Annotated in this window: 22 protein-coding genes and 1 tRNA gene; 10 read left to right on the top strand and 13 right to left on the bottom strand. The window is 52.7% G+C overall.

Going from position 1 to position 25499, the window contains the following annotated elements; all coding sequences use genetic code 11:
* The first annotated feature begins 55 nt into the window (after nt 1-55).
* From parC to idi, 3 genes are all read left to right on the top strand, one after another.
* Nucleotides 56-2320, top strand: coding sequence for a DNA topoisomerase IV subunit A (gene parC / locus H511_RS0108410; RefSeq protein WP_027251912.1), 2265 nt, complete (start codon nt 56-58; stop codon nt 2318-2320).
* Nucleotides 2321-2492: 172 nt separating this feature from the next.
* On the top strand, nt 2493-3218 hold the full coding sequence (locus H511_RS0108405; protein ID WP_027251911.1) for a 1-acylglycerol-3-phosphate O-acyltransferase: 726 nt from the start codon (nt 2493-2495) through the stop codon (nt 3216-3218).
* Nucleotides 3219-3315: 97 nt separating this feature from the next.
* Nucleotides 3316-3849 carry an isopentenyl-diphosphate Delta-isomerase gene (idi, locus tag H511_RS0108400; RefSeq protein ID WP_027251910.1) on the top strand — a complete coding sequence of 178 codons (534 nt, stop codon included), beginning with the start codon at nt 3316-3318 and terminating at the stop codon, nt 3847-3849.
* A 66-nt stretch (nt 3850-3915) separates the two neighbouring features.
* Here the strand turns inward: idi and H511_RS0108395 are convergent, their stop codons facing one another.
* The 5 genes from H511_RS0108395 to argF all read right to left on the bottom strand — a co-directional run bounded on the left by H511_RS0108395 (nt 3916) and on the right by argF (nt 8338).
* Nucleotides 3916-4305, bottom strand: coding sequence for a Rid family detoxifying hydrolase (locus H511_RS0108395; protein WP_027251909.1), 390 nt, complete (start codon nt 4303-4305; stop codon nt 3916-3918).
* Nucleotides 4306-4384: 79 nt separating this feature from the next.
* Nucleotides 4385-5362: a S1 family peptidase gene (locus H511_RS22890; RefSeq protein ID WP_051288009.1), complete on the bottom strand. Its 978-nt coding sequence runs from the start codon at nt 5360-5362 to the stop codon at nt 4385-4387.
* Between the two features lie 274 nt (nt 5363-5636).
* Complete coding sequence (gene pyrI, locus H511_RS0108380; protein ID WP_027251908.1) at nt 5637-6101, bottom strand: aspartate carbamoyltransferase regulatory subunit; 465 nt, start codon at nt 6099-6101, stop codon at nt 5637-5639.
* A gap of 15 nt (nt 6102-6116) precedes the next feature.
* The gene (gene pyrB / locus H511_RS0108375) at nt 6117-7046 is read right to left on the bottom strand and encodes an aspartate carbamoyltransferase (RefSeq protein WP_027251907.1); all 930 of its coding nucleotides are present in this window, start codon (nt 7044-7046) and stop codon (nt 6117-6119) included.
* Between the two features lie 287 nt (nt 7047-7333).
* Nucleotides 7334-8338, bottom strand: coding sequence for an ornithine carbamoyltransferase (gene argF, locus H511_RS0108370; protein WP_027251906.1), 1005 nt, complete (start codon nt 8336-8338; stop codon nt 7334-7336).
* Nucleotides 8339-8641: 303 nt separating this feature from the next.
* On the opposite strand from argF, the gene rraB reads away from it, so the two are divergent.
* Nucleotides 8642-9022 carry a ribonuclease E inhibitor RraB gene (gene rraB, locus H511_RS0108365; RefSeq protein WP_027251905.1) on the top strand — a complete coding sequence of 127 codons (381 nt, stop codon included), beginning with the start codon at nt 8642-8644 and terminating at the stop codon, nt 9020-9022.
* A 74-nt stretch (nt 9023-9096) separates the two neighbouring features.
* Here rraB and H511_RS24345 read toward each other — a convergent pair whose 3' ends face one another.
* Entirely contained in the window at nt 9097-10002 is a 906-nt protein-coding gene (locus H511_RS24345; RefSeq protein ID WP_027251904.1) for a bifunctional helix-turn-helix transcriptional regulator/GNAT family N-acetyltransferase, read from the bottom strand.
* A gap of 74 nt (nt 10003-10076) precedes the next feature.
* Nucleotides 10077-10490: a DUF2061 domain-containing protein gene (locus H511_RS0108355; protein WP_027251903.1), complete on the bottom strand. Its 414-nt coding sequence runs from the start codon at nt 10488-10490 to the stop codon at nt 10077-10079.
* 280 nt (nt 10491-10770) lie between these two features.
* On the opposite strand from H511_RS0108355, the gene H511_RS0108350 reads away from it, so the two are divergent.
* From H511_RS0108350 to H511_RS0108340, 3 genes are all read left to right on the top strand, one after another.
* On the top strand, nt 10771-11922 hold the full coding sequence (locus H511_RS0108350; protein WP_027251902.1) for a YjgN family protein: 1152 nt from the start codon (nt 10771-10773) through the stop codon (nt 11920-11922).
* Nucleotides 11919-12920 (top strand): M48 family metallopeptidase, encoded by a 1002-nt coding sequence (locus H511_RS0108345; protein WP_027251901.1) that lies wholly within the window; start codon nt 11919-11921, stop codon nt 12918-12920. The genes H511_RS0108350 and H511_RS0108345 overlap by 4 nt, the downstream gene beginning before the upstream one ends.
* A 347-nt stretch (nt 12921-13267) precedes the next feature.
* The gene (locus H511_RS0108340) at nt 13268-16270 is read left to right on the top strand and encodes a leucine-rich repeat domain-containing protein (protein WP_162144604.1); all 3003 of its coding nucleotides are present in this window, start codon (nt 13268-13270) and stop codon (nt 16268-16270) included.
* 95 nt (nt 16271-16365) lie between these two features.
* On the opposite strand, the gene H511_RS0108335 is transcribed toward H511_RS0108340, so the two are convergent.
* From H511_RS0108335 to pepA, 3 genes are read right to left on the bottom strand one after another with little or no spacing between them, the layout of a single operon-like run.
* On the bottom strand, nt 16366-19227 hold the full coding sequence (locus tag H511_RS0108335; RefSeq protein WP_027251899.1) for a valine--tRNA ligase: 2862 nt from the start codon (nt 19225-19227) through the stop codon (nt 16366-16368).
* Between the two features lie 26 nt (nt 19228-19253).
* The gene (locus tag H511_RS0108330) at nt 19254-19694 is read right to left on the bottom strand and encodes a DNA polymerase III subunit chi (protein WP_027251898.1); all 441 of its coding nucleotides are present in this window, start codon (nt 19692-19694) and stop codon (nt 19254-19256) included.
* Between the two features lie 49 nt (nt 19695-19743).
* A complete protein-coding gene (gene pepA, locus H511_RS0108325) occupies nt 19744-21252 on the bottom strand; it encodes a leucyl aminopeptidase (RefSeq protein WP_027251897.1) in 1509 nt (502 codons plus the stop codon).
* A 193-nt stretch (nt 21253-21445) separates the two neighbouring features.
* Here pepA and lptF point away from each other — a divergent pair, with 193 nt between their 5' ends.
* Nucleotides 21446-22546 (top strand): LPS export ABC transporter permease LptF, encoded by a 1101-nt coding sequence (gene lptF, locus H511_RS0108320; protein WP_027251896.1) that lies wholly within the window; start codon nt 21446-21448, stop codon nt 22544-22546.
* Nucleotides 22546-23616: an LPS export ABC transporter permease LptG gene (lptG, locus tag H511_RS0108315; protein ID WP_027251895.1), complete on the top strand. Its 1071-nt coding sequence runs from the start codon at nt 22546-22548 to the stop codon at nt 23614-23616. Before lptF ends, lptG begins: the two co-directional genes overlap by 1 nt.
* Before the next feature lie 77 nt (nt 23617-23693).
* Here the strand turns inward: lptG and H511_RS0108310 are convergent, their stop codons facing one another.
* Nucleotides 23694-24188 (bottom strand): RDD family protein, encoded by a 495-nt coding sequence (locus H511_RS0108310; protein ID WP_081669228.1) that lies wholly within the window; start codon nt 24186-24188, stop codon nt 23694-23696.
* 253 nt (nt 24189-24441) lie between these two features.
* Here H511_RS0108310 and H511_RS0108305 point away from each other — a divergent pair.
* Nucleotides 24442-24528: transfer RNA gene (locus H511_RS0108305), tRNA-Leu, on the top strand.
* A 158-nt stretch (nt 24529-24686) separates the two neighbouring features.
* On the opposite strand, the gene H511_RS0108300 is transcribed toward H511_RS0108305, so the two are convergent.
* Nucleotides 24687-25046, bottom strand: a complete 360-nt coding sequence (locus H511_RS0108300; protein WP_027251893.1) for a hypothetical protein — start codon at nt 25044-25046, stop codon at nt 24687-24689.
* Nucleotides 25047-25205: 159 nt separating this feature from the next.
* A partial coding sequence (locus H511_RS22885; RefSeq protein ID WP_036759222.1) for an IS630 family transposase occupies nt 25206-25499 on the bottom strand: 294 nt, incomplete at its 5' end.

Below are 25499 nucleotides of genomic sequence, written 5' to 3'. Positions count from 1 at the left end.
ATTTCCGCCTGCCGGTCAGACCGGCAGGTATCAGGACAACACGGATTTAGCCACCATGACTGATGTCTCAATGGAAGGTATCGAGCAGCTGCCGCTGCGCAAGTTTACTGAAGATGCCTATCTGAATTACTCCATGTACGTAATCATGGACCGGGCCCTGCCGTTTATCGGCGATGGCCTGAAACCGGTACAACGCCGGATTATTTACGCTATGTCAGAGCTGGGCCTGAGCGCCACAGCCAAATACAAGAAATCGGCCCGTACTGTCGGTGACGTTCTGGGTAAATACCACCCGCACGGCGACTCGGCCTGCTACGAAGCCATGGTACTGATGGCGCAGCCCTTCTCATACCGTTACCCGCTGGTGGACGGTCAGGGGAACTGGGGTGCCCCGGATGATCCGAAATCGTTCGCCGCGATGCGTTATACCGAATCGCGTCTGTCCCGTTTCTCTGAAATCCTGCTGAGCGAGCTGGGTCAGGGCACGGTGGAGTGGGGACTGAACTTCGACGGCACCATGAAAGAGCCGACTATGCTGCCAGCCCGGCTGCCGCATATTTTACTCAATGGGGTGACAGGTATTGCCGTGGGCATGGCGACCGATATTCCGCCGCATAACGCCCGTGAAGTGGCCAATGCCGTGGTGCATCTGATTGAGCATCCGCAGGCGGATCTGGATGCCCTGATGGAATTCGTCAAAGGCCCGGATTACCCGACGGAAGCGGAAATCACCTCTTCGAGCGAGGATCTGAAAAGAATTTACCGTACCGGTAAAGGCAGCGTGAAGATGCGGGCTGTGTGGTCGAAGGACAACGGCGAAATCATTATCACTGCACTGCCGCATCAGGTATCCGGCTCTAAGTTGCTGGAGCAGATTGCCGGCATGATGCGCGCCAAGAAGCTGCCGCTGGTGGAAGACTTGCGTGACGAGTCGGATCACGAGAACCCGACCCGCATTGTCATCGTTCCGCGTTCAAACCGGGTCGACGCCGAGCAGCTGATGGAGCACCTCTTTGCCTCGACCGATCTGGAAAAGAGCTTCCGGGTGAACCTCAACATGCTGGGGCTGGATGGCCGTCCTCAGGTGAAAGGCCTGGTGACCATCTTGTCAGAATGGCTGGTCTTCCGCCGCGAAACCGTGCGCCGCCGTTTGCAGCACCGTCTGGATAAAGTGCTGGCGCGCCTGCACATTCTCGAAGGTTTACTGGCGGCTTATCTCAATATCGACGAAGTGATTGAGATTATCCGCACGGAAGACGATCCGAAAGCTGAGCTGATCAGCCGCTTCGGGCTGAGTGCGACGCAGGCTGAAGCCATTCTTGAGATCAAATTACGCCAGTTAGCCAAGCTGGAAGAGATCAAGATCCGCGGCGAGCAGGATGAGCTGAGCAAAGAGCGTGAGAAGCTGGAACAGCTGCTGGGCTCTGAGCGACGCATGAACACTTTGCTGAAGAAAGAAATTCTGGCCGATGCCGAGACATACGGTGATGATCGCCGTTCGCCGCTGGTTGAGCGTGCGGAAGCCAAGGCGATGACTGAACGTGATTTGCTGCCAAGCGAAGCTATCACTGTGGTGCTGTCCGACAAAGGCTGGATCCGCCACGCCAAAGGGCACGAGGTGGATCCGAGCAGCCTGAACTTTAAGTCTGGCGACAGTTACCTGAGCCATGCCCGCGGTAAGAGTAACCAGCCTGCGATCTTTATTGGCAGCGATGGCCGCAGCTATGCGCTGGAATCCCATACACTGCCCTCGGCGCGGAGTCAGGGCGAACCTGTGACCGGTCGTCTCAATATTACGGCCGGCAGCAGCGTGCGTCAGGTGCTGATGTCCGAAGAAGAGCAATACTGGCTGATGGCCTCTGATGCCGGTTATGGCTTTGTCTGCAAGGCCAGCGATATGATCTCCAAGAACCGCAATGGTAAGGCCTTGCTGTCCGTTCCGGCGGAATGTGAGGTGATGCCGCCCCAGCCGATCTCGGATCTGAGCAAAGATCAGGTGCTGGCGATTACCAATGAAGGCCGCATGCTGATCTTCCCGATCCAGGATCTGCCGCAACTGGGTAAAGGCAAGGGCAACAAGATTATCAACATTCCGTCGGCCAGAGCCAAAGCCAGGGAAGAGTTTCTGTCTCACTTGCTGGTCTTACCGGCAGGCAGCGAGCTGACCCTGTACGCAGGTAAACGTAAGCTGGGCCTGAAAGTGTCGGATCTGGAGAATTTCTACGGTGAGCGTGGCAGAAGAGGCGCTATGCTGCCTCGCGGTCTGCAGCGGGTCACCAGTTATGAAATTGCGTATCCGGATCAGAATGAAGACAGCTGATTGCCATTCGCCGTCAGCGCATCAGACCCAATAAGCCTCGTTCAGAGGCTTATTTTATTTGCGCTTTAGCGAACGGAAATGGCGTCAGGATCAAACAAAAAAGCCGTGATAAGGGTGTAATTTCCCTTTGACTGAGTATACTAGCGCACGCTTGTACGCTGAGGAGAATCTGATGATTGCTGTATTACGACTGTTGGCACTTACGCTGTTTGCCATCGTCATGTTTGTGTTTGGCTGTGGTTACTGCCTGTTAAGCCCGCGTAACCCGAAACACGTCCACACTATTGCGCTGTATTTCGCGAAAATGGCCCGCTTTCTGGGCATTAAACTGGAATTACGGGTTGCGGACGCCGCGCGGGAAGTCGGTCCGAGCGTACATATAGGCAACCATCAGAATAACTATGATTTGTTTACGATTTCAGGCGCCGTGCTGCCACGCACTGTGACTGTCGGTAAAAAAAGCCTGCTGTGGATGCCGTTATTTGGTCAGTTATACTGGCTGACAGGCAACATTCTGATTGATCGCGCCAATCGCAGTAAAGCGATGGGGACTATCGGTCAGGTGGTGGCTAAAATTAAAGAGCGCAAGGTCTCGGTATGGATGTTCCCGGAAGGTACCCGTTCCCGTGGCCGGGGTCTGTTGCCTTTTAAAACCGGTGCTTTTCATGCCGCCATCGGGGCCGGTGTGCCTGTGGTGCCTATTGTGTGCAGCTCTACCGACAAGGTGAAGTTTAACCGCTGGAATAACGGTGTGGTGATTGTGGAAGTGATGCCGCCTGTTTCAACGGCAGGCATGACCAAAGAAGATGTCCGCGAGCTGTCAGAGCACTGTCGCAATCTGATGGCAGCTAAGCTGGATGATCTGAACGCCGAAGCGCAGGCCCGCTCAGCGAAATAACCGTTTTGGGATTGCATCGAATTATCAGGAAGGCAGGCCGTTAGGGCCTGTCTTTGTTTTCAGGGTATTTTGCCCTTAGTCGTCAAAGTGGTGAGTGATGAGCCGGGAATACGTGATATTGGTGAATCAGGCCGGTGAGCCCCTCGGCCTGGCGGAAAAAATGCAGGCTCACCGTGACGGCAGGCTGCATCTGGCGTTTTCCGTCCTGCTGTACCGCCAGACGGAATCAGGCAGGGAATATCTGCTGCAACAGCGAGCGTTAGGTAAGTATCACAGCGGTGGTTTATGGACCAACACCTGCTGCTCGCATCCGCGCGACGGTGAGAGTCTGCAGCAGGCGGCAATACGCCGGCTGGGCGAGGAAATGGGGATAGACGAGGTGGCGCAGTTTGAACAGTTCGCCCCCTTCATTTACCGGGCTGAACTGGATAACGATCTGACAGAGCATGAACTGGATTATGTTTTGGTGGCGGAAACCTCGGATCTGCGCATAGTGCCAAATCCGGAGGAGGTCATGGCCTACCGCTGGTGGCCGCAAGCGGAGTTAACGGCTTGTCTGAACCGCCAACCGCAGCAGTTCACGGCCTGGTTCAGTCAGGTGTATCACAAGGTGCTGGCGTCACTTAAATAGCAAAAAGACGGGTTTACCCCGTCTTTACTGTACCCTGTACCACGGTAGTACCCACCGCAGGCAGCATCAGGCTTTGCGGACCGCAATGGCTTCAATTTCGATTTTGACATCTTTTGGCAGGCGAGCGACTTCCACACAAGAGCGCGCCGGGTAAGAAGCATGGTTTTCATCAAAGAAATTGCCGTACACTTCATTAACTGTGCCAAAATCGTTCAGATCCTTCACAAATACCGTCATTTTCACGATATCCGCCACTTTCAGCCCTGAAGATTCGACGACCGCTTTGACATTCTCCAGCGACTGGCGAGCCTGAGCGGCGATATCTTCCGGCACTTCTCCCGTGACCGGGTTGACCGGGATCTGACCCGAGGTCAGAACCATGTTACCGAGATCAACACCCTGAACGTATGGGCCGATAGCGGCAGGTGCTTTGTCTGTGTGCAGTACTTGAGTCATGCTTGATCCTTTTTGGCTTCAACAGAAATGCTTACGGCCTCTAGTGTGCAATGCCTTGATGCACAGGTCAAAAGGTTTGCTAGCGGAACGCGGGATCATTGCTCAGGTTTTGGATGACCTCGGCCGGTGAACGGCTGGTTTCGGGTTTTTCTTCCTGATAAATAGTCGTCGCACTGTGCTGCAGGGCCACATCATTACTGTTTTCATCCGGCGGCGGGAACGAGCCGGACACTTGCGTTGCATAGCTGGTGAGCGGAGAGGCCGCCGCCGCATTGTGAGGGGCGGCAAGCGGTGTCAGACCGTTGCTGCTGTGATTACCGGGCAGGCCCAGAGAATCGGGCACGTCTGTGCTGCGGTTGAGGCGATTGACATAAGGGGACACCTGGGCGCTGGCCAGCGCCGGACTGGCTGATACCGGGCGGATGCCCAGCTCCTGCAGCCAGTCAAAAATCAGCGTGGCAGGGACAAACTGGCTGTAGCGCGCGGCCGGGCGCAGGTTAGCGAGATCTTCCGGGTTATCGACAATGGCCACGGTAATGCCGACGATTTCACCGGCCTCATTGAACACAGGGCCACCGCTCATGCCAGACATCACAGGCGCATCGCTCAGGGAATACAGGCAATTATTGTTGGTATCTATCACATCCTGCAGGTACTTGCCTTTACCTTCAATGCTGTTTCCGAGCAGAGAGTGGCCCTGATGGACCACAGGCTGATCAGGGAAAATTAACCCCCAGGTGGGCACCTGGGCAGAGTCAGTGCGGATCAACGCCAGATCACACAGCGGGTGATAGATAACATCACGGTTCCAGGAATAGCGCGCGACATGTTTGGCCGTGACCTGCAAATTCGGTGTGACCGGAACGGCTGAGCCAAATCCGCCCAGCAAAATGGGCACCCCGATAACTACCTGCTGGTTGGCCATATTTTTCGGGGCATCAAAGACGTCACCGTTGGTCATGACACAGCCAGACAGGGCCAGGCCGGCCAGTATGGCAGGCCGTACGGGTAACAGGGGCCAGAGATAACGATGACAAAACCGCGCACAGATATTCATGCTATGTACTCGTTGTTGGTCACACTTGCTCTTACAGAACGGGTTGCTAACCGTTCTGGACAGATTTCGGCTCAGCGCGGCACTTTGGCTGTTAAAGGAGCCAAAAGTGGCACTTTCCCTGAGTCTAGGAACGGAATTAGCGAAACAATGTTGTCGAACTGAGAATGGCTGAACTGAGGCAGAAAAGGGGCGGGAAACTGAAAAGCCGGCTCAGGGCTGAGCCGGCTTTCTTATTTTTGTCACAGGCGGTTTTTCAGGCATGAGTGCCGGAATGTCAGTGGTAATCTGTCACTATGTCGCGAGCGAACACTTTTTCACAGTATTTGCACTTCAGGCGGACTTCGTCATGTTTGGTCACCACTTTAAAACTGCTGTCGACCGGCTCGTTGTGGGTAATGCAGTTTGAATTCGGGCACTTAAATACAGCGTTGATCTGTGAAGGCAGCGACAGGGTCAGCTTCTTGACCACTTTGTAGTCTTCAATCTGGTTCACTGTTGCCCTGGGGGCGTAGAGCGCCAGCTGGTTAGCCAACTCCTCATTGAGGAACACATTTTCGATTTTGATTAAATCTTTGGTTCCCTGTGCCGAGGAAGGCAGATTGAGACCGATAGTGACTTTTTCTTCAGCCTGATGCAGTTGGAACAAGCGCAGCACTTTGATACCGACATTGGCAGGGATGTGGTCAATGACAGTACCGTTCTTAATGGCTTCGACCTGAAGTTGGGACTCTTTCGTCATGCGATATTCTCCTGCTTAAATGTCTTGATTGAGCACCAGTGCCAGCAGCGCCTGGCGGGCATAGACGCCATTTTCCGCCTGCTGGAAATAATAAGCGTGCGGGGTTTTGTCTACATCTGTCGTGATTTCATCAACACGTGGCAGCGGGTGCAGTACTTTGAGGTTGTCACGGGCATCGGTCAGCATGTCAGCACTCAGGATATAGGCGGCTTTCATGTGCGCATACTCGGATTCATCAAAGCGCTCTTTTTGTACCCGGGTCATATACAGGACGTCCAGCTCAGGGATCACTTCTTCCATCTGGGTGTGCAGGCTGTACGCAATACCGGCCTCATCCAGCTCTTCGCAGATGTAATCCGGCATCGCCAGCGCTTCAGGAGCGATGAAATAGAAGCGGATATTGTTGAACTTCGACAGTGCCTGAGTCAGCGAGTGTACCGTGCGGCCGTATTTCAGATCGCCGACAAAGGCAACATTGAGGTTGTCCAGGCGGCCTTGCGTTTCGGCAATACTGAATAAATCCAGCAGGGTTTGGGTCGGGTGCTGGTTGGCACCGTCACCGGCATTGATCACCGGCACTTTGCCTGAGAATTCTGACGCCAGACGGGCGGCCCCTTCTTGCGGATGGCGCATCACGAACGCATCCACGTAGGAGGTAATAACCTGAACCGAGTCGATCAGTGTTTCGCCTTTTTTTGCCAATGAGGTATTGCCACCATTATCGAAGCCAATCACGCTGCCGCCTAAACGCTGAATCGCCGTTTCAAAAGACAGGCGGGTGCGGGTAGATGGCTCGAAGAAACAGCTGGCAATCACTTTGTGCTTGAGCAGTTCAGGATTAGGCTGTTTCTTCAGCTGGGCCGCGGTGTCAACGATCAGCTCGAGTTCGCTGCGGCTAAGCTCGGGGATGGAAATAATGTGCTTATGATATAGCGAATTCGCCATGGCGCTTTTCCCTCTTTTGGTCTGGAACGGTGCTTGGGATCTGTCTTGGCTGTCGTACAGGCAAAAAAAAGCCCCCTGAGATCAGGAGGCTTTCGGATGACGATCCGGAGTAACAAAAACGGCACGGCACACCGGTAACCGGCGGCGTCGCTGCACAACTGTGATCGCAGATTGGGCCATTTTTGGTACTCGCTAGACAAATTGCGGAGGATTATACCGCCATTTCTCTATGGCGCAAGCGTTTGCCTGCACCGAATCTGACCCTGACGGTTGCGCATATGTCAGTGCTATTGACCTAAAGTCGCGACCATCACGGCTTTAATGGTGTGCATTCGGTTTTCAGCCTGATCGAAGACGATAGAGTGGGCTGACTCGAAGACTTCTTCGGTCACTTCCAGGCCAGACAGGCCATACTTTTCGGCCACCTCTTTACCTACTGTGGTTTCATCGTTGTGAAACGCTGGCAGGCAGTGCATGAATTTCACATTGGGATTGCCGGTTGCCTTGAGTGTCGACGCGTTAACCTGGTACGGCAGCATGGTTTTAACCCGCTCGTCCCAGGCCGACTGTGCTTCACCCATTGAAACCCAGACGTCGGTATACAGATAATCACAGCCTTGTACGCCTTCCTGCACTGACTCGGTCAGGGTGATGCGGGCACCTGTCTCACTGGCAATCTCCAGACACTGGGTGACCAGATCGGCTTCCGGCCAGTAGTCTTTGGGCGCAACCAGCCGGATGTCCATGCCCATTTTGGCCGCACCGACCATCAGGGAATTGCCCATGTTGTTACGGGCATCACCCAGATAAGCAAATGTTATGTCCTGTAACTGCTTGCCCGGGCTGTGTTCCTGCATGGTCAGAAAATCGGCCAGAATCTGAGTGGGATGGAACTCATCGGTCAGACCGTTCCAGACCGGCACACCGGCATATTGTCCCAGCTCTTCAACCACAGACTGACCGAAACCCCGGTACTGGATACCGTCGTACATACGGCCAAGCACACGCGCCGTGTCTTTCATGGATTCTTTGTGGCCGATCTGGCTGCCGGACGGACCGAGATAAGACACACGGGCACCCTGATCAAAGGCGGCAACTTCAAAAGCACAGCGGGTACGGGTTGAGGACTTTTCGAAAATCAGGGCGATGTTCTTACCGCTCAGGCGCGGCTGTTCATAACCGCCGTATTTGGCTTTTTTCAGTTCTGCGGAAAGCGACAACAGGTGCCCGATTTCGCGTGGGGTGAAATCCAGCAGCTTGAGAAAATTCCGGTTGCGCAGATTAAATGCCATATCTCGTCCTCGTGTTCATGACTTCAGCGAACACTGATCGCTGCGTTATGTGTGAAAATTGATGTTTTATGAATAATTACCCATAAAATATGAAATTATATATATCCGTGTCAATCGTAAAGCCGCAAGTAAATGCGGGAAAAATCGCCTGATGCATCAGAAAGGCGATAGTGCAACTTTCGCTGAACAGAGAATGGGACGGGAAATCGCGACAGAGGATGGAAATTCGCGGGGATCCGTGCCATATTGGCGACCAATTTCATACATACTAGTGTGGCTGGTGCCCCTATTTGGAGAGACCTTATGTCTTACGCAGAATTGATTGAAGAGCAGAAGGAAGAGACTCGCGAGATCATTGAGTCCCTGCTGGAAGATGGCAGTGATCCGGATGCGCTGTATTCGATTGAACACCATTTTTCTGCTGATACATTTGCTCAGCTGGAAGGTGCCGCTGCTGAAGCCTTCAAGATGGGCTTTGAAGTGATGGATGCCGAAGAGCTGGAGCTGGATGAAGAAGACGGTGGCGGTACCGTCGTTTGCTTCGATGCGGTCATGGAGTCGGCCCTGGACGCCGAGCTGATCGATGAGCAGGTACTCAGGCTGGTAGAGCTGGCTCAGAAGTACAATATCGATTACGACGGCTGGGGAACGTACTTTGAGTCTGGTGAAGACGACGAAGAGTAATTCCATTCCGTGCTCAGGAAAAAAGCTGGCTTGCCAGCTTTTTTCTTATCTGTCAGTTGCTAAACCACGGATGCTCAGAACCACTTCACCATCCGGATCTCACAGGCGTCATGGCCTGTGTTGCCCATAGGTTCTTTGGTGTGTTCAAAACCTAACGATGCATACAGCGCAATGGCTTCTGTCAGATTGGCGGTGGTTTCCAGATAGCAGGCCCGGTAGCCCTGCTCACGGGCAAATTTCAGGGCCTTTACCGCGAGCTTGCGCGCCAGACCTAAACCGCGCAGCTCAGGCAGGAAATACATTTTCTGCAGCTCGCAGATGTTTTCTTCGCCAGCCAGCCTGGCAATACCGCCGCCTCCGAGCACCCGGTGACGGTGTTCAATCACCCAGTACGCGTGCCCTTCAGGCTGGTAAACCTCACTCATGCTGTCTAAGGTGGGATCGGCCACGCCATATCCCTTGTCTGCCGTCAGTCCGTATTCCGCAGAGACTTTTCGGATCACGGCCGCAATCGACGCATTGTCCAATGACGTCAGCGGACGAATTTCGTAGCCTTGCTGTCTGCCCGCCATCACCATGGCTTTGCGGTACCGCTCCAGACTCTTGCCCAGCTGTTCGATTTCATCTGCGTCCATTTGCGCCAGAAAACCGTCGACCTGCTGATTCAGTCTCTGGTGCAGTTCAGCCAGTCTGGACTGACCTGCCGCGGTAAGGCTGGCAATCTGGCTGCGTTTATCATCAGGGTGCGGATGGCTGATGATCAGCCCGCTGTTGCTCAGCACCGCCAGTGTGCGGCTGGCGTTGGATTTATCCACATTGAGCAGGGCGGCCATGTCGTTGACCGTGCAGGGATTCGCCTCCAGCTCAATCAGGGCATGGGCCTGAACCGGGGTGAGATCCATGTTGCCGCACTGGCTGTCGAGCATGCCGAGCTGGCGCACAAGCTGGCGGGATAACTGGCGGAGTGTCTGGGCATCCATGTTGCTTTATCCATATAGTTGTTATTTGCAGCTAAATATAATTGCGAACCACAACTATGTCAACAGAGAGCAAGTTAATGGATGACGGAGTGATGCTGGCAGGATAAGAAAGCGGCTTGATGCCGGCGCTGCTCTTTGCGTTGCCAGAAGGTTTCATGTGCCAGATAAGCCAGCGTATTGATCGACGGTTCGATCAGTGCCATCACCCCTCCTACCATCCAGCTGCCGCTCAGTAAGTACGCCACACTGAAAGCCACACTGAAGTGGATTACCGCAAAACTCAGGGTTTTATTGGCGGGTTTGCCAAAGCGGGACTGTTTCAGCACAGGCCACTGCCAGACTTTCTCGTGAAAATAAAAAGCCACAGTGTTGACCATAGGTTCAATCATGGCGATCAGGCTGCCGAGGATCACATCACCCGTCAGCAAATAAGCGATGCTGAAGGCAACGGTAAAGTGAATGGCAGCAAAGCTGAGTGTCTTTTTCATAGTAAAACCCTCTGTAGATGTTCTCAGTATGGGTGTGACCATATAATCAGAAAAAGCGTTTAATTCTATCTAATTAATAGTCAAAACCTATGGTTTGATATTAATAAACATGAATAATGACTTATCGTCGCTTTATGATTGGGAGCGCTGTTTCAGAATCAAACAGTGAGCAAAAACTTTATGCTGTTGGTTGCATTTAGTTGGTTTATATTGAACACACTCTTTTCCAGCAATGGGGCTGGATTTCTCACATTTTTTGCGAAGACTTAGGATAAAAACAATGGAAAACAAGGTTAGGTTTCACGGTCAGGGAGGCGAATTTTTCGGTATCTGGATCGTGAATATTCTGCTCTCTGTCGTCACTCTTGGGATTTATTCTGCCTGGGCGAAAGTCCGCACCAAGAAATATTTTTACGGTAATACTGAGCTGGCGGGGGATAGGTTTGATTACCATGCCACACCGAAACAGATCCTGATTAGCCGTGTTATTGCCTCTGTCTGTGTGCTGGTGTGGTTTACCGCCAGCCATTTCATGCCGCTTTTCGCCCTTGTGCTGATGCTGGCGTTTGTTGCTATTTATCCATTGCTGGCCCGCAATAATGCCCGCTTTGATGCCCGCATGAGCAGCTACCGCAATGTCCGTTTTAACTTTAACGGCTCGGTGAAAGGGGCGTATTGGGCCATGCTGGGATGTGGTTTGGTTTCCATGATTCCGCTGGTGATCCTGTTTGTGATCACTGCCATGGTATTTGATAAATCGCTGTTAGTCGGCGCGCTGTTTGCGTTATTGGCAGTTGCCGCTTATATCTATGTGTTTGCTAATATCACGGCCACCATCACCCGCTATTTTGCCAATGGTTACCAGTATGGTGACCGTCAGTTTAGCGCTGAGATAGGGACAGGTTTCTTTGTGAAAACCACAGCGCTGGCGTCTTTGCTCGGATTAGGGCTGTTTGTGGCGCTGATTGGCGTGTTTGTGCTGGTGGCTGGCGTGGGGGCGGTGTCATCCATTGCCAGCGGGCAACTGGATAACCTGCAAGGCGGTTCGCTCTGGCCTTTCCTGGCAATATTTATCGTCTATATAGGTATGTTGCTGGTGATGGTTACCGTATCGGCATTTGTGAAAGCCCGCACCCGCAATTACACCTTTGCTCAGCTGAAAGCGGCCGGTGAGCCAGAGTATGGCTTTTCCTCTTCACTGAGAACCCCGGCCTTTGTCTGGCTGATCGTGTCGAATATTCTGATGCAACTGCTGACACTGGGGCTGGCCCGTCCCTGGGCCATGGTGCGTACCCAGCGTTACCTGGCCGATAACACGGCTGTCATTGGTGATTTGTCTTTGCTCAACGTGACAGGTGAGGCTTTCGACGACGGTGCAGCCATTGCCGACGAAGTGGCTCAGGCCTTTGATGTCGGAGTGGGTATTGGATGATCATCAAAGGCTTCTGCCACCCGCCGCTCAGCTCTGAGCGGCGGGAAGCTGAGCTGGACTGCGATCAGACGGGTCAGGTGACATTGCGCTGTGGCGAGCATGTAGTCATGGTTGCCGTGGCCGAGCTGAAGATATCGCCGCCTTTGGGTACCTTGCCTGCCCGCATTGATTTTGCGGATGGCTGGCAGTTTAAAGCTGTTCAGGATAATGAGCTGGCTGACTGGGTTCGCCACAACGCGGTTCAGTCTCAGCGCTGGGTACACAGGCTGGAGCGAAACTGGCTGGCGATAGTGGCCAGCGCGGCGCTGGTCGCCGTATTGTGCCTGGGCGCTTATCGCTACGGTATTCCGGCGGCCAGTCATATGCTTACGCGTCTGCTGCCGCAAGCCGTGCCTGTGTATCTGGGCGAGCATGTCCTGGAGACGCTGGACGATCATATGCTGGCACCTTCTCAGCTTGATGCTCAGGAACAGTGGCAAATACAGGACAGGTTTGCCTTATTACAGGATAACCTGCCGCCGTTACCTTTTGAGCTGAACATAGTGTTTCGATCCTGGCCGCATGGCCCGAATGCCTTTGCCCTGAGCGATGGCACAGTGATCGTGCTGGACTCACTGGTGGAAATGGCCACCACACCCGCCGAGCTGGACAGTATTTTGTTGCATGAAGTCGGGCATGTGTATCATCAGCATGTGATGGAGTCTGTGGTGCAATCGGCGCTGATTTCTGTAGCCACCGCACTGATTGTCGGCGACAGCTCTGGGATGGCAGATATGCTGACCAGCACAGGCGTATTCGTTGCCTCCAGCGGCTACTCACGGGATGCCGAACGGGAAGCGGATCAGTTTGCGGCCGAGCAAATGCGGAAAAACTATGGCACCACAGAACCGATGGCCGCCATGTTTAACCGTTTTATGGAACATTATGGCGACAGCGAGTTACCTGAGTGGCTCCAAAGTCACCCTGAACTGGAGCAACGGATTCAGGCCTTGAAATAGTATCCATCCGATTCAGGTCGGAGATTCGGTTTAAAATTGTGGCATAAAAAAGCGACCGATATCGGTCGCTTTTTTTGTCTGAGTAAACCGAAACTGCTTACAGCGCTGCGATGGTCGCTTTGTGTTCAGATAAGAACGCAAAAATCAATCAGGTGCATAAATCAAATATTGCAATACATTGTATATGCAAGGTATCTTTCGCCTCCGGAATATTAATAAATCAGTAGCATATTTAAATACCAAGCTTTTCTCCTGATAACGCAGGGGGCGTGCTGACTATCCTGTTGCTGAATAAGGGTTTATCACTGTGCTTTCTTATCGGATTGCGTCATAAAACGGAAATGGCGATGCTGACATATTCAAACATCAAACAAATAGTGTTACTTGCAAGTGTGATTTTTCTGACTGCCTGTAACGGCGGGGGCAGTGACAGCGACAGTGATGGTAAAAAATCAGATAAACCGCCGGTTGAAGATATATCAACCAGGGTAAGCGGCCAGGTATTTAAAGGGCCGGTTGCGTATGCGACCGTCACCGCGTTTGATGCCGATGGCAACGCGTTGGCAAGTACGGTGACCGATGATCAAGGTTTTTACACCCTGTCGCTGGATGCGTCTTATCGTGGGGTTGTGCAGATTGATGCGACCGGCGGGGACTACATTAACGAAGCAACGGGCATGCGAACACCTCTGACTGAAACGCTCCGGTCCGTGAAAGTACTGACAGAGAAAGACTCTGTCATGAATGTGACGTTACTGACGGAAATGGCTGTGCGCGAGCTGCCTTTTTTAGTGCCTGAGCTTGTCGCAGCAGCAAACCGCAAGGTGGCAAAAGCCATGCTTTTAGATCTGGATATTGTCAGCGAAGCGCCAGTCGATCTGCTGGATGAAGCGAACGTAGGCAAAACGGGCGGCAGGGTCGATTATGCGCTGGTCATCGCCGGGATGACGAAAGCCGCCGAAGCGGAGGAAATGAAACTCAGTCACTTGATGTTCGAACTGAATCAGGATATTGCGGACAACAGCACGCTTGATGATGAGCTGCAACTCACCCGGTTAAATAAAGGGATCAATGCTTTTCTCGATTCAGCGCAGAACAAAGTGGTGGTGAACAAGGCGCAACATTATCGCAATACTTATCCTGTTGTGGCCCCGTTAGACATGCTGTCTGTCTATGCAAATCATCAACTGCGCATAGCACCTGACATCACCGATGATAAAGGGCAACTGTTTTATCACTGGCGTCAGGTGATGGGGCCGACAGTGTTGATGGAAGGTGCTCACACCGAGGCAATGTATTTCAAGGCAGCGGACACGGTAAAAAAACAGACCCTGGCATTCGAGTTAACCGTGACTGACATAGATGGCTTAAGTGTCAGTCAAACTTACTATGTCAGGGTGTTGCCGATTCCTGTGATTTCCGGTGTGGCGTTCAAAGGGCCCATTAAGGGGGCAAGGGTCAAAATCACCCAAGTTGACGGTACCCTCATCGGGGAAGCCACTACTACATCGGATGGCTGGTATCAGATCAGGAATAACAATGTTTATCAGGGTTTGGTCATCGCTGAGGTGACGGGTGGCACGTATGTCAGCGAAGCGACGGGAAAGACAGTGCCGCTAGAGTCAACTTTACATGCTGTCACCCACCTGAAAGCCACTGATCAATCGATTCATATCACTCCCTTCACTGAGCTGGCGGTTCGCCGGGCCAAAAACTTGGGGGAGCACTTTACTCAAACCACGGTAGAACAAGCAAACCAAGAGGTGACAAACGCATTGAGTGGGTCAAGTGTGGTCGGCACTGAACCTGTAAACCTGATGGATCCCTGGAACAAGATCGAGCGCTTCAGTGCTGAGTCTGATTATGCACTCTCTCTGGCTGCGGCTATGGTTGCCATGCACACACATTCACAGAGTTTAACCGACTGGCTGGATCGGGTGTCTGAAGACTTATCCGATAACGGAAAAATTGATGATATTGAGACACTGAATGCTTTGTATCGAGGGGTAAACAGTTTTATCCGCTCGCCTCACAATCATGTCAGAATTACAGAGCTGGACAGTAATCTAGCGCGGAGATTTTATCGCAGTACGTCACCTGAAATACTGTTAATTTCTTCCAGTGATGGTTATGAAAGGGCGCAAATCAATGTGCTGGTGCAGGCTCAAGACACAGGGATAGGTGGGATCCATTTTTATTCTTTACGGCAGCTCAGTGGGCCGGCAGCGAAATTCACAGAGAAGCAATCCAGAAACTCTTTCAGAATTAGCTTGCCTGAACTCAATGGAGAGCTCGCTGAAACTCTGACCTTCGAAGTCACGGTCAGCGATTGGGATGAACTGACCGCTTCAGAAACATTTTCGATTGAGGTACAGCCTTATCCCAATGCCGTACTGGATAAAATTATCGATCCGCAACTGCGCCAATGTATTGAGTTGCGCTCTCCGAAAGTCCGCGATATAGAGGATGTCAGGCGTCTTGAATGTGGTCCGGATTATGCGGGGATCAGCCAGTTGGATGGCATGGAGCAATTTACCTATCTGACTTATTTGGGCGTGTTGGCGCAAAACCAGATCACGGATGTCACTCCCTTAGCAAGTTTACCCAAGCTGCGCAATCTCGCCATTGAACAGACAGTGATGACGGATCTAACGGCATTCACTGTCCTGAAACTGGGACAGTTAAGCCTCAAGCACAGTCCGTTGTTGACCGACTTTAGTGCTCTGCCTCAACTGACTGAGCTGTATACCGCGAATTTTTATGGCACAGGACTGACTGATGGCTATCTTCTGGATAAGTTCCCCGGCCTGAGATATCTCAATGTCGGTCATATACAGAGCACAGATCTGGGTTTTATTTCTGACTTATATGATTTGTACGGATTGGTGATTGCGGACTCAGGGCTCACCCGGCTTGATCCTCATTGGTTTGACAATAAACCGGACCTCTTAATTTTGGATATTTCCGGTAACCCAATCACGGACATTTCGACACTGTTTGGGTTAACGAGGTTACGTAAGCTGAATCTATCGAATACTGACATTGCAGATTTGTCGCCATTGCGAAAATCAATGAATTTAAGAGAAATCGATATTTCATATACTGAGGTAACGGATTTGTCTGTTTTTCTCCGTTTTACACTCGCGGAGCAGATTCTCTTGCAAGGTTTTCAGGGGCGGGATATCAGCCCGCTGATTGAACTGAAGAAAGGGGATATCGACAAGGTTTTAAGAAGGGTAGATCTCACCGGGGCGGTTGTTGTGCCTTGTTCACAAATGACTGAACTGAGGAGGTTAGGTGTCTCTATCGCTGTTGCAGTCCAGCCAGGGGTGACGTGCACGGCAGACTAGTCTGCGGGTTTAAAGCGTCGTCAGCATGCCGAAAAACAGGATAAAAAAAGCGACCGATATCGGTCGCTTTTTTTGTCTGAGTAAACCGAAACTGCTTATAGCGCCGCGATGGTCGCTTTCTGCTCTTCCAGTTTGATCAGGGTTTCTTTGTAACCTTCCAGCTTCTCGCGCTCTTTGGCCACGACGGCTTCCGGGGCTTTCGCCACGAAACCTTCATTGCCCAGTTTGCCCGCGATGCGCTTGATTTCGCCCTGCGTCTTGGCCATTTCTTTGTCCAGACGCGCCAGCTCGGCGTCTTTGTCGATCAGGCCGGCCATCGGGATCATCAGGGTAGACTTACCGACCAGCGCGGTGGCGCAGGCTGGGGTTGCTTCACCCGCTGCCAGTACACGCAGACTGTCCAGCTTCGCCAGCGCCACCAGAACGGCCTGGTTTTGCTGCAGGCGGGCCGCCTCTTTGTCGTCGGCAGCTTTGAGCATCACATCCAGGCCTTTGCTTGGTGCGATGTCGTACTCGGCGCGCAGGTTACGGATGCTGGTGATGAATTGCTTCACCCACTCGATGTCAGCCAGGGCGTCCGCATTGAAGTTTGCGTCATCATACTGAGGCAGCGCCTGAGTCATGATGGTGTCGCCTTCAACACCTTTCACCAGTGGTTTGACACTCTGCCAGATGGTTTCCGTGATGTACGGGATCACCGGATGGGCCAGACGCAGGGTCTTCTCCAGCACAGTGATCAGTGTACGGCGGGTTGCGCGTTGCTGGGCTTCGCTGCCTTTCCACAGCACTGGCTTGGTCAGCTCCAGGTACCAGTCACAGAACTGGTTCCAGATGAACTCGTAAATCGTGTTGGCAGCCATGTCCAGACGGAAGTTGTCAATGTGGGCATTGAACTCTTTCGCGGCCAGCTCGAACTGCGACTCGATCCACTTGTCAGCCAGTGAGTATTCCAGCTCGGCACCGTCGGCAAAACCGCAATCCTGATCTTCGGTGTTCATCAGCACGTAGCGGCTGGCGTTCCACAGTTTGTTACAGAAGTTACGGTAACCTTCCAGGCGTTTCATGTCCCAGTTGATGTCACGGCCGGTAGACGCCATGGCAGCCAGGGTGAAACGCAGGGCATCGGTGCCGTATGGTTCAATGCCGTTTTCGAACGTCTTGCGGGTATTCTTCTCGATCTTCGCCGCCAGCTGTGGCTGCATCATGTTGCCGGTCCGTTTCTCAACCAGCGATTCCAGATCAATACCGTCGATCATATCGATCGGGTCCAGCACGTTGCCTTTTGATTTCGACATTTTGTCGCCGTTCTCATCACGGATCAGACCGGTGACATAAACGGTTTTGAACGGGACCTGGGCTTTGCCGTCTTCGTCTTTACAGAAATGCATGGTCATCATGATCATGCGGGCAACCCAGAAGAAGATGATGTCGAAACCTGTCACCAGCACATCTGACGGGTGGAAGACTTTCAGGTCGTCAGTCTGCTCAGGCCAGCCCTGGGTGCCGAAGGTCCACAGGGCAGAGGAGAACCAGGTGTCCAGCACGTCGTCGTCTTGTTTCAGCACCACGACAGGGGCCAGGCTGTATTTTTCACGCACTTCTTCTTCGGTGCGGCCCACATAGACCTTACCGTCGTTGTCGTACCAGGCCGGGATGCGGTGACCCCACCACAGCTGACGGGAAATACACCAGTCCTGCACGTCGCGCATCCAGGAGAAGTACATGTTCTCGTACTGCTTAGGCACGAATTTGATATCGCCGTCTTCAACCGCTTTCACCGCCGGTGCAGCCAGCGGGGCGGTACGCACGTACCATTGGTCGGTCAGCATTGGCTCGATCACCACGCCGCCACGGTCGCCATAAGGGACGGTCAGGTCGTGATCTTTGACTTCATCCAGCAGACCCAGCTGATCGAACTCGGCCACGATGGCTTTACGTGCTTCGAATCGTTCCATGCCCTGGTAGGCCGCCGGAAGGTCGGTGCTGTAAGCATCTGTGGGTTCGCCATTGCTGTTAAAGACTTCAGCCTCGTTGCGGATGTTGGCATCGAAGGTCAGAATGTTGATCATCGGCAGGCTGTGGCGTTTGCCGACTTCGTAGTCGTTGAAATCGTGCGCCGGGGTGATTTTTACACAACCCGTGCCTTTTTCCATGTCGGCGTGCTCGTCACCGACAATCGGGATGCGACGATTGATGATTGGCAGCAGGACGTGCTGGCCGATCAGATCTTTGTAGCGCGGATCTTCAGGGTTAACCGCAACGCCCGTATCACCCAGTACAGTTTCAGGACGGGTAGTGGCAACCACAATGTAGTCTTTACCGTCTGCGGTTTTGACACCGTCGGCCAGCGGGTAGCGGAAGTGCCACATGTGGCCCTTCTTGTCTTTGTTCTCGACTTCCAGATCCGAAATCGCGGTGTGCAGCTTAGGATCCCAGTTTACCAGGCGCTTGCCGCGGTAAATCAGATCGTCTTCATACAGGCGCACGAAGACTTCACGCACGGCGTTAGACAGCCCTTCGTCCATAGTGAAGCGTTCGCGATCCCAGTCAACAGACGCACCCAGGCGGCGCAGCTGTTTGGTGATGGTGCCGCCGGATTCGCCTTTCCATTCCCAGATCTTGTCGATGAAGGCATCACGACCGTAATCGTGCTTGGTTTTGCCTTCTTCTGCGGCGATCTTACGCTCCACAACCATTTGAGTCGCGATACCAGCGTGGTCAGTACCGACCTGCCACAGGGTGTTTTTGCCTTTCATGCGCTCACAGCGGATCAGGGTATCCATGATGGAATCCTGGAACGCGTGGCCCATGTGCAGGCTGCCCGTGACGTTTGGCGGTGGGATCATGATGCTGTAGGCATCTTTCGTCGTGTCACCGTGAGGCTTGAAGTAACCTGCCTCTTCCCAGCGCTTGTACAGCGCTTGTTCAATCGATTGTGGGTTGTATGTCTTTTCCATAGCGCTCTTGATGGATCTAGGTGGAATTAGGGCGATTCAGGCGCAGGTGTGGTCTGCAATTGAATGCCTGCCAACCGGTACGCTTTATAGCGTTCGCGGGCCTGCTGCTTGAGTTTTTCATCGCAAGGCACGAAGTCTACCACTTGTGCAAAGGTCACGGCAAAATTTGGTGCATCCTGACTGAGATTGATCAGTACCGCCCGGCGACCGCTGTGTCGCAGGCCGGGCCAGCCGATTTCAACCGGAGAACCTTGTCTGGGGCCTTCTCCAATCAGGTTGTGGGGCACGAAGTTGTCGGGATCTTGCTGCCAGAGGTATTCGTCCAGCCATTCGGCCTGCTCACGGGTTTCCGCCAGCAGGAACACAGACTGGCCTTGCTGATACCACCATGCTGCTTGCTGACCGGCCAGTTTCAGCCTCGCCTCAGGTGCGGCGTCGTCAATGATATAAAAGGTAGCATGGCTCATAATGTTTTATCCGAAAAAAGGGGCCGGCTGGCCCCTCTGTCGATGATGGTTAATCGAGGTTTTCCAGCCCGGCCCGGTTGAGCAGGAACTGGACCAGCAAAGGCACCGGACGTCCGGTAGCGCCTTTGTTTTTGCCGCCTGTCCAGGCCGTCCCGGCGATATCCAGGTGCGCCCAGTTGTACTTCTTGGCGAAGCGCGACAGGAAGCAACCCGCGGTAATGGTGCCAGCGCCCGGTGTACCTATGTTGGCCAGATCCGCAAACGGGCTCGCCAGCTGTTCCTGGTATTCATCGTTCATTGGCAGCCGCCATGCGCGGTCACCGGCCTGCTCAGAGGCGTTGACCAGCTCATGCGCCAGCGGGTTATGGTTAGCCATCAGGCCGCTGATGTGATTGCCCAGGGCCACCACACAGGCACCGGTCAGGGTGGCGACGTCAATCACGCACTCAGGCTCAAAGCGCTCAACGTAAGTCAGTGCGTCACACAATACCAGGCGGCCTTCGGCGTCGGTATTGAGCACTTCCACGGTTTGCCCTGACATAGTGGTCAGAATGTCACCCGGCCGGTAGGCATTGCCGCCCGGCATGTTTTCACAACCTGCCAGCACGCCGATCACATTGATGGGCAGATTCAGTTTCGCCAGTGAACGCATGGCGCCGAATACGGTTGCCGCGCCGCACATGTCGTATTTCATCTCGTCCATGTTGGCTGACGGCTTGATGGAAATACCGCCTGAGTCAAATGTCAGACCTTTACCGACCAGCACCAGCGGCTTGGCATTCGGGTCTGGATGACCTTTGTACTCAATGATCGACATCATGGCTTCATTTTTCGAGCCCTGGCCCACGGCCAGATACGAGGTCATGCCCAGCTCTTTCATTTCCTGCTCGCCAATGATTTTGGTGCTGACGGTGTCGAAGTCGTCTGCCAGTCGGCGGGCCTGAGAGGCCAGGTAGGCCGGATTCGCCACGTTAGGCGGCATATTGCCCAGATCTTTCGCTGCACGGACACCTGAAGCGATCGCCAGACCATGGCTGATAGCACGCTCACCCAGTGACAATTCGCGGCGGGTCGGCACATTGAACACCAGCTTGCGCAGCGGGCGGCGGGTTTCCGGTTTAGTGCTCTTGAACTGGTTAAAGGTGTAGAGGCTGTCTTTGGTGGTCTCAACTGCCTGACGGACTTTCCAGTAAGTGTCACGGCCTTTAACGTGCAGTTCAGTCAGGAAGCAGACGGCTTCCATTGACCCGGTTTCATTCAGCGTGCTAATAGTTTGCTTAATTATTTGTTTGTACTGACGTTCATCCAGCTCACGCTCTTTACCACAGCCAACGAGCAGAACGCGCTCGGAAAGAACGTTCGGGACATGGTGAAGCAACAGCATCTGGCCAGGTTTTCCTTCCAGATCACCACGACGCAGCAGGGAACTGATGTAACCCTCACTGATCTTATCCAGCTGTTCAGCAATTGGAGAGAGGCGGCGTGGTTCAAAGACGCCAACGACAATACAGGCACTGCGCTGTTTCTCGGGGCTACCACTTTTTACACTGAACTCCATGCGTACTCCTACATCCTATAAAGACAATTAGGGCTAAATGTTAGATAATACCGCACTTACTTGTTGGTTCTTGAATTCAGGTTAAGATCAAAGTGCAGGCTGACAGTTAGCCGAAAGATAAAAAAATAACTGATTTACCGGAAAATTATAGTGATTCCAGCAAAAAAACAAGTTTTCTATGGGTATATAACGCGTGATTATTGTTCGTTATTTGACACGTGAGACAATCAAGAGCCAGGTAGCGGTCCTTTTTGTATTGTTTCTTATCTTTATCAGTCAGAAGTTTATCCGCATTCTGGCTGATGCGACAGACGGCTCCATTCCTGGTGATCTGGTCCTGACCCTGATGGGGCTTTATATGCCCTCGATGGCGATGCTGATGCTGCCGCTGAGTTTATATATCGGGATCCTGCTCACTTTTGGACGATTATACGCCGAAAGTGAAATCACGGTAATGAATGCAACCGGTATCGGCAACACTTTCCTGATCCGCGCGGCATTGTGGCTGGCGATTATCACTGGCGCCATTGCAGCGTTCAATGCGCTGTGGCTGGCGCCCTGGAGTGCTGAAAAAGAAACCCAGGTCATGGAGAAGGTGGAAGCAGACTCGGGTCTGGATCTGCTGGTCAAAGGCCAGTTTCAGGGCGCGCCGGATGGCCGTGGCGTGGTGTTCGTCGATGATATTTCAGACAAGGGCAGCAAACTGCACCGCGTTTTTGTGGCGCAACCGACTGCCAGCGACACATTGCGTCCCAGCGTGATGTTTGCCAGCAGCGGCACTGTGGATGTGCTCAAAGATGGCCGCCAGGTCCTCGATCTGCAGGACGGCGTTCGCTATGAAGGGCTGCCGACCCGTCTGGACTATTCGATCACGGCTTTTGATAATTATCAGGCGGTGATCGGCCAGCGGGCAATCAAAGAAAAAGATCGTGACTGGGATGCCTTGCCGACCCTGACCCTGATGCAGCGGTCAGAACTGGCGGCCCAGGCCGAGTTCCAGTGGCGGATGTCCCTGGTGATCTGTATCCCGCTGCTGACTATGGTGGTGGTGCCTTTATCGGCGGTGAATCCGCGTCAGGGCCGTTTTGCCAAACTGGTGCCTGCGGTGCTGATCTATCTTTGTTATTTCCTGGCTATCAGCGCGGCGAAATCGGCGGTGGAAGATGGTGGACTGCCGGTCGGTGTCGGCTTGTGGAGTATCAATATTCTCATGCTGTTCGTGGCGATAGGGCTCAATAGCTGGGATTCGCTGCCCATGCGACAATTCAGAGACAAATTCCGGAGACGCGGCTGATGTTTAAAATTCTCGACTGGTACATTGGCCGTACCATTATTGCCACTTCTGCCCTGACGCTGTCGACTCTGGTGGGCCTGTCGGCCATCATCAAATACGTGGAACAGCTGCGTAAAGTGGGCGAGGGGACGTACGATTTATGGAAAGCATTGCTCTTTGTGCTGCTCAGCGTGCCACGCGATATTGAAATGTTTTTCCCGATGGCGGTGTTGCTGGGAGCGCTGATTGGTCTGGGGACACTGGCGTCCAGCTCCGAGCTGGTGGTCATGCAGGCCGCAGGTTTTTCTAAACTGGACATCGGCCTGTCGGTGCTGAAAACCGCTGTGCCACTGATGCTGCTGGTGATGGTGCTGGGGCAGTGGGGAGCGCCGGAGGCGCAGAAAGCGGCGCGGGAATTACGTGCGATCTGGACCTCTGGCGGTAATGTATTCTCGGTACAGCGCGGGGTCTGGGCCAAAGATGATAACGACTTTATTTACATTGGCCGGATCCATGAGCAGACCAACCTCAACGCGATAAACATCTGGGAATTTGATGAAAAAGACGTGTTGAAAGACAGTTTGTTCGCCCGCTCTGCGACTTTTCTCGACGGAAAAGGCTGGGAGCTGAAAGATGTCACTGTAACCCGTATTGGCGAAGAAAAGCAGGAAAATACCCATTTCGACACCAAAATCTGGCAGACCAGTCTGACCCCGGATAAGTTGGCGGTCGTCACAGTCAAACCGGAAGAGCTGGCGCTCTCCGGCGTATACGATTACGTGCAGTATTTAAAAGACACCAAGCAGGATGCCTCCCGCTACGAGCTGGCTTTCTGGCGTAAAGCCCTGCAACCGTTCTCAATAGCCGTCATGATGCTGCTGGCGCTGTCCTTTGTTTTCGGTCCGTTGCGCTCCGTGACTATGGGCGCGCGGGTATTGTCCGGGGTGATCTTCGGCTTTGCTTTCTACATATCTAATGAAGTGTTCGGCCCGCTGAGTATGGTGTACCGTTTGCACCCGGTTATTGGCGCGTTGGGGCCGAGTTTAGTGTTCCTCTTTATTACCCTTTATCTGCTCCGGCGCAAGCTCTGAGTCCGGTGACAGGCTCCGATGACAGATAAACAAAAGGCGCCGTTCAGGCGCCTTTTTTGTGTCGTTTGAGCTGCCGATCAGTTGGGGTTTGGCAGCAGCACCATTTCACATTCTGCCATCAAATCCTGCAGCGACTGTTTGGTGTGGCTGAAAGGCACCAGCAAATTGCCCAGGCCAAAGGCCGATGTCGCCATGCGGATGAGCGCTTGGGTAAAGCGGATATTCGAACCATCGGCATTTTGAATGCGCAGCTTCCAGGCGCGCATGCCCAGTGTCTGGCCAGCCTTGCACCAGAAATAACCAAAGAAGGCGACTATGGTGGCCCCCAGATACACAGAGTAGATGGGGGCAGCAACCGGGTGCCTGGTGAGGTATTCACTGGCATCCGCATAGTTGCCCAGGCTCAGTGCACCGCTGCTGAGCAGCAGAGCAATAACGGCCATGGCAAGGCCGCCTGCCAGCATCAGCACCGCAGCAACGACCAGAGCGTCATAAATCCAGGCCCCGATCCGGCGAAACAGCCCCGGGTATTGTTTGGTTTGCGTCATGTCCTTTTTCACTGTTGTTGTCATGGTTCCACCACAAAGAGTAAAGAGGGCAGGCAAGCCTGCCTGCCCTAAAAAACTGCGGCACAGTGTAGCAATAGTTCCAGGCTCAGTGTACTCAAGTCGCGCGTTACCGTGCCATTGCACGCCATAGTGTCGAGCGGATTGGCAACACTGTGCATGGTAAAAAGCCGGAGCGACGAAAAAAGCAGCAAACAGTGTCTTACTCCTCATAAAGTCGCTTGCACATCAACACCGTATACGTATAATGACCGCCATTGCCCGGGTGGCGAAATTGGTAGACGCAGCGGATTCAAAATCCGCCGGTGGTAACACTGTGCCGGTTCAAGTCCGGCCCCGGGCACCAACTTCAACGACAAAGCCTCGACGAAAGTCGGGGCTTTGTTGTTTCTGCCGCTCAAAAACTTACGCTCGCTTTTTTCTTGTCATCAACCTGCGAGAAGCGAGCTTAAGCCTTTTTTTTACCTTAGCTGTCATTGTTTGAACTTGTTGGCAGTTAAGGAATTACTTTTGAATTTTAACTTCAAGCCGAAAAGGCTCTGGATTAATACTGCGCATTAGCTGACCGACGATAATTTTATAAGTGTCTTTTTGTGCATCGAACACATACTTTTCCTGAGCATCGATTAAATCTATGATTGAAAAAATAACGTTGTGACCCTGAACAAGGTTTAGGGATACTTTTTGACCGGTGAGGCCGGAAAGCGTGAAGCAGAGAGCTTCTTCGGCCGGTGCAATGCTGGTGATGACGGTATCGTTTTGTGTCTGGTTTAAGTGTACTGTGCGACAATTTTCTTGAGTGGCGTGAGCAATAAAGCTAGTGAGTGAAAATATAGTAAGGAGTGTGAAAAGAAAGGCTTTCATACTGGTTCCTATCTATTTATGAATAGTGCTATTGCGGATTAATATAAAATACGATGGCCAGCATGGCTGCACCATTAGCCAATAATAGTTGCGCCTTTATTCATTGATGTGTGAAAACTGAGATAAGTTATTATATTCAATGATTCTAAATAACTGATCCTAATTGTGCTTCACTTTCAGTAAACCATGACCTCCGCCAGGAAATGGTGACGCATTGTCCATGAAGTGGCGTACTTGCTGCAGGAGTTTCCACATTGTCTTGCATTGGTGATTGCGTGTGATTGTCTCGTGTAACGCATGCCAGAGTTTCTCAATTTTATTTACCCAAGGAGAATAAACAGGCTGAAAAATCAGGACGAACTTCGGATTTTTTTTCAACCAACTCAGGGTCTTTTTGCTCTTATGAATGATGTAGTTATCAACAATGAGTGTAATTGTTTTGGCTCGACGATA

The sequence above is a fragment of the Photobacterium halotolerans DSM 18316 genome (assembly GCF_000425165.1).
Classification (GTDB): Bacteria; Pseudomonadota; Gammaproteobacteria; order Enterobacterales; family Vibrionaceae; genus Photobacterium; species Photobacterium halotolerans.
This window is presented reverse-complemented; position numbering and strand designations above follow the sequence as displayed.

Coding starts and splice junctions, on each gene's coding strand:
- parC (WP_027251912.1), top strand. CDS start 56: ATGACTGATGTCTCAATGGAAGGTATCGAGCAGCTGCCGCTGCGCAAG.
- H511_RS0108405 (WP_027251911.1), top strand. CDS start 2,493: ATGATTGCTGTATTACGACTGTTGGCACTTACGCTGTTTGCCATCGTC.
- idi (WP_027251910.1), top strand. CDS start 3,316: ATGAGCCGGGAATACGTGATATTGGTGAATCAGGCCGGTGAGCCCCTC.
- H511_RS0108395 (WP_027251909.1), bottom strand. CDS start 4,305: ATGACTCAAGTACTGCACACAGACAAAGCACCTGCCGCTATCGGCCCA.
- H511_RS22890 (WP_051288009.1), bottom strand. CDS start 5,362: ATGAATATCTGTGCGCGGTTTTGTCATCGTTATCTCTGGCCCCTGTTA.
- pyrI (WP_027251908.1), bottom strand. CDS start 6,101: ATGACGAAAGAGTCCCAACTTCAGGTCGAAGCCATTAAGAACGGTACT.
- pyrB (WP_027251907.1), bottom strand. CDS start 7,046: ATGGCGAATTCGCTATATCATAAGCACATTATTTCCATCCCCGAGCTT.
- argF (WP_027251906.1), bottom strand. CDS start 8,338: ATGGCATTTAATCTGCGCAACCGGAATTTTCTCAAGCTGCTGGATTTC.
- rraB (WP_027251905.1), top strand. CDS start 8,642: ATGTCTTACGCAGAATTGATTGAAGAGCAGAAGGAAGAGACTCGCGAG.
- H511_RS24345 (WP_027251904.1), bottom strand. CDS start 10,002: ATGGATGCCCAGACACTCCGCCAGTTATCCCGCCAGCTTGTGCGCCAG.
- H511_RS0108355 (WP_027251903.1), bottom strand. CDS start 10,490: ATGAAAAAGACACTCAGCTTTGCTGCCATTCACTTTACCGTTGCCTTC.
- H511_RS0108350 (WP_027251902.1), top strand. CDS start 10,771: ATGGAAAACAAGGTTAGGTTTCACGGTCAGGGAGGCGAATTTTTCGGT.
- H511_RS0108345 (WP_027251901.1), top strand. CDS start 11,919: ATGATCATCAAAGGCTTCTGCCACCCGCCGCTCAGCTCTGAGCGGCGG.
- H511_RS0108340 (WP_162144604.1), top strand. CDS start 13,268: ATGCTGACATATTCAAACATCAAACAAATAGTGTTACTTGCAAGTGTG.
- H511_RS0108335 (WP_027251899.1), bottom strand. CDS start 19,227: ATGGAAAAGACATACAACCCACAATCGATTGAACAAGCGCTGTACAAG.
- H511_RS0108330 (WP_027251898.1), bottom strand. CDS start 19,694: ATGAGCCATGCTACCTTTTATATCATTGACGACGCCGCACCTGAGGCG.
- pepA (WP_027251897.1), bottom strand. CDS start 21,252: ATGGAGTTCAGTGTAAAAAGTGGTAGCCCCGAGAAACAGCGCAGTGCC.
- lptG (WP_027251895.1), top strand. CDS start 22,546: ATGTTTAAAATTCTCGACTGGTACATTGGCCGTACCATTATTGCCACT.
- H511_RS0108310 (WP_081669228.1), bottom strand. CDS start 24,188: ATGACAACAACAGTGAAAAAGGACATGACGCAAACCAAACAATACCCG.
- H511_RS0108300 (WP_027251893.1), bottom strand. CDS start 25,046: ATGAAAGCCTTTCTTTTCACACTCCTTACTATATTTTCACTCACTAGC.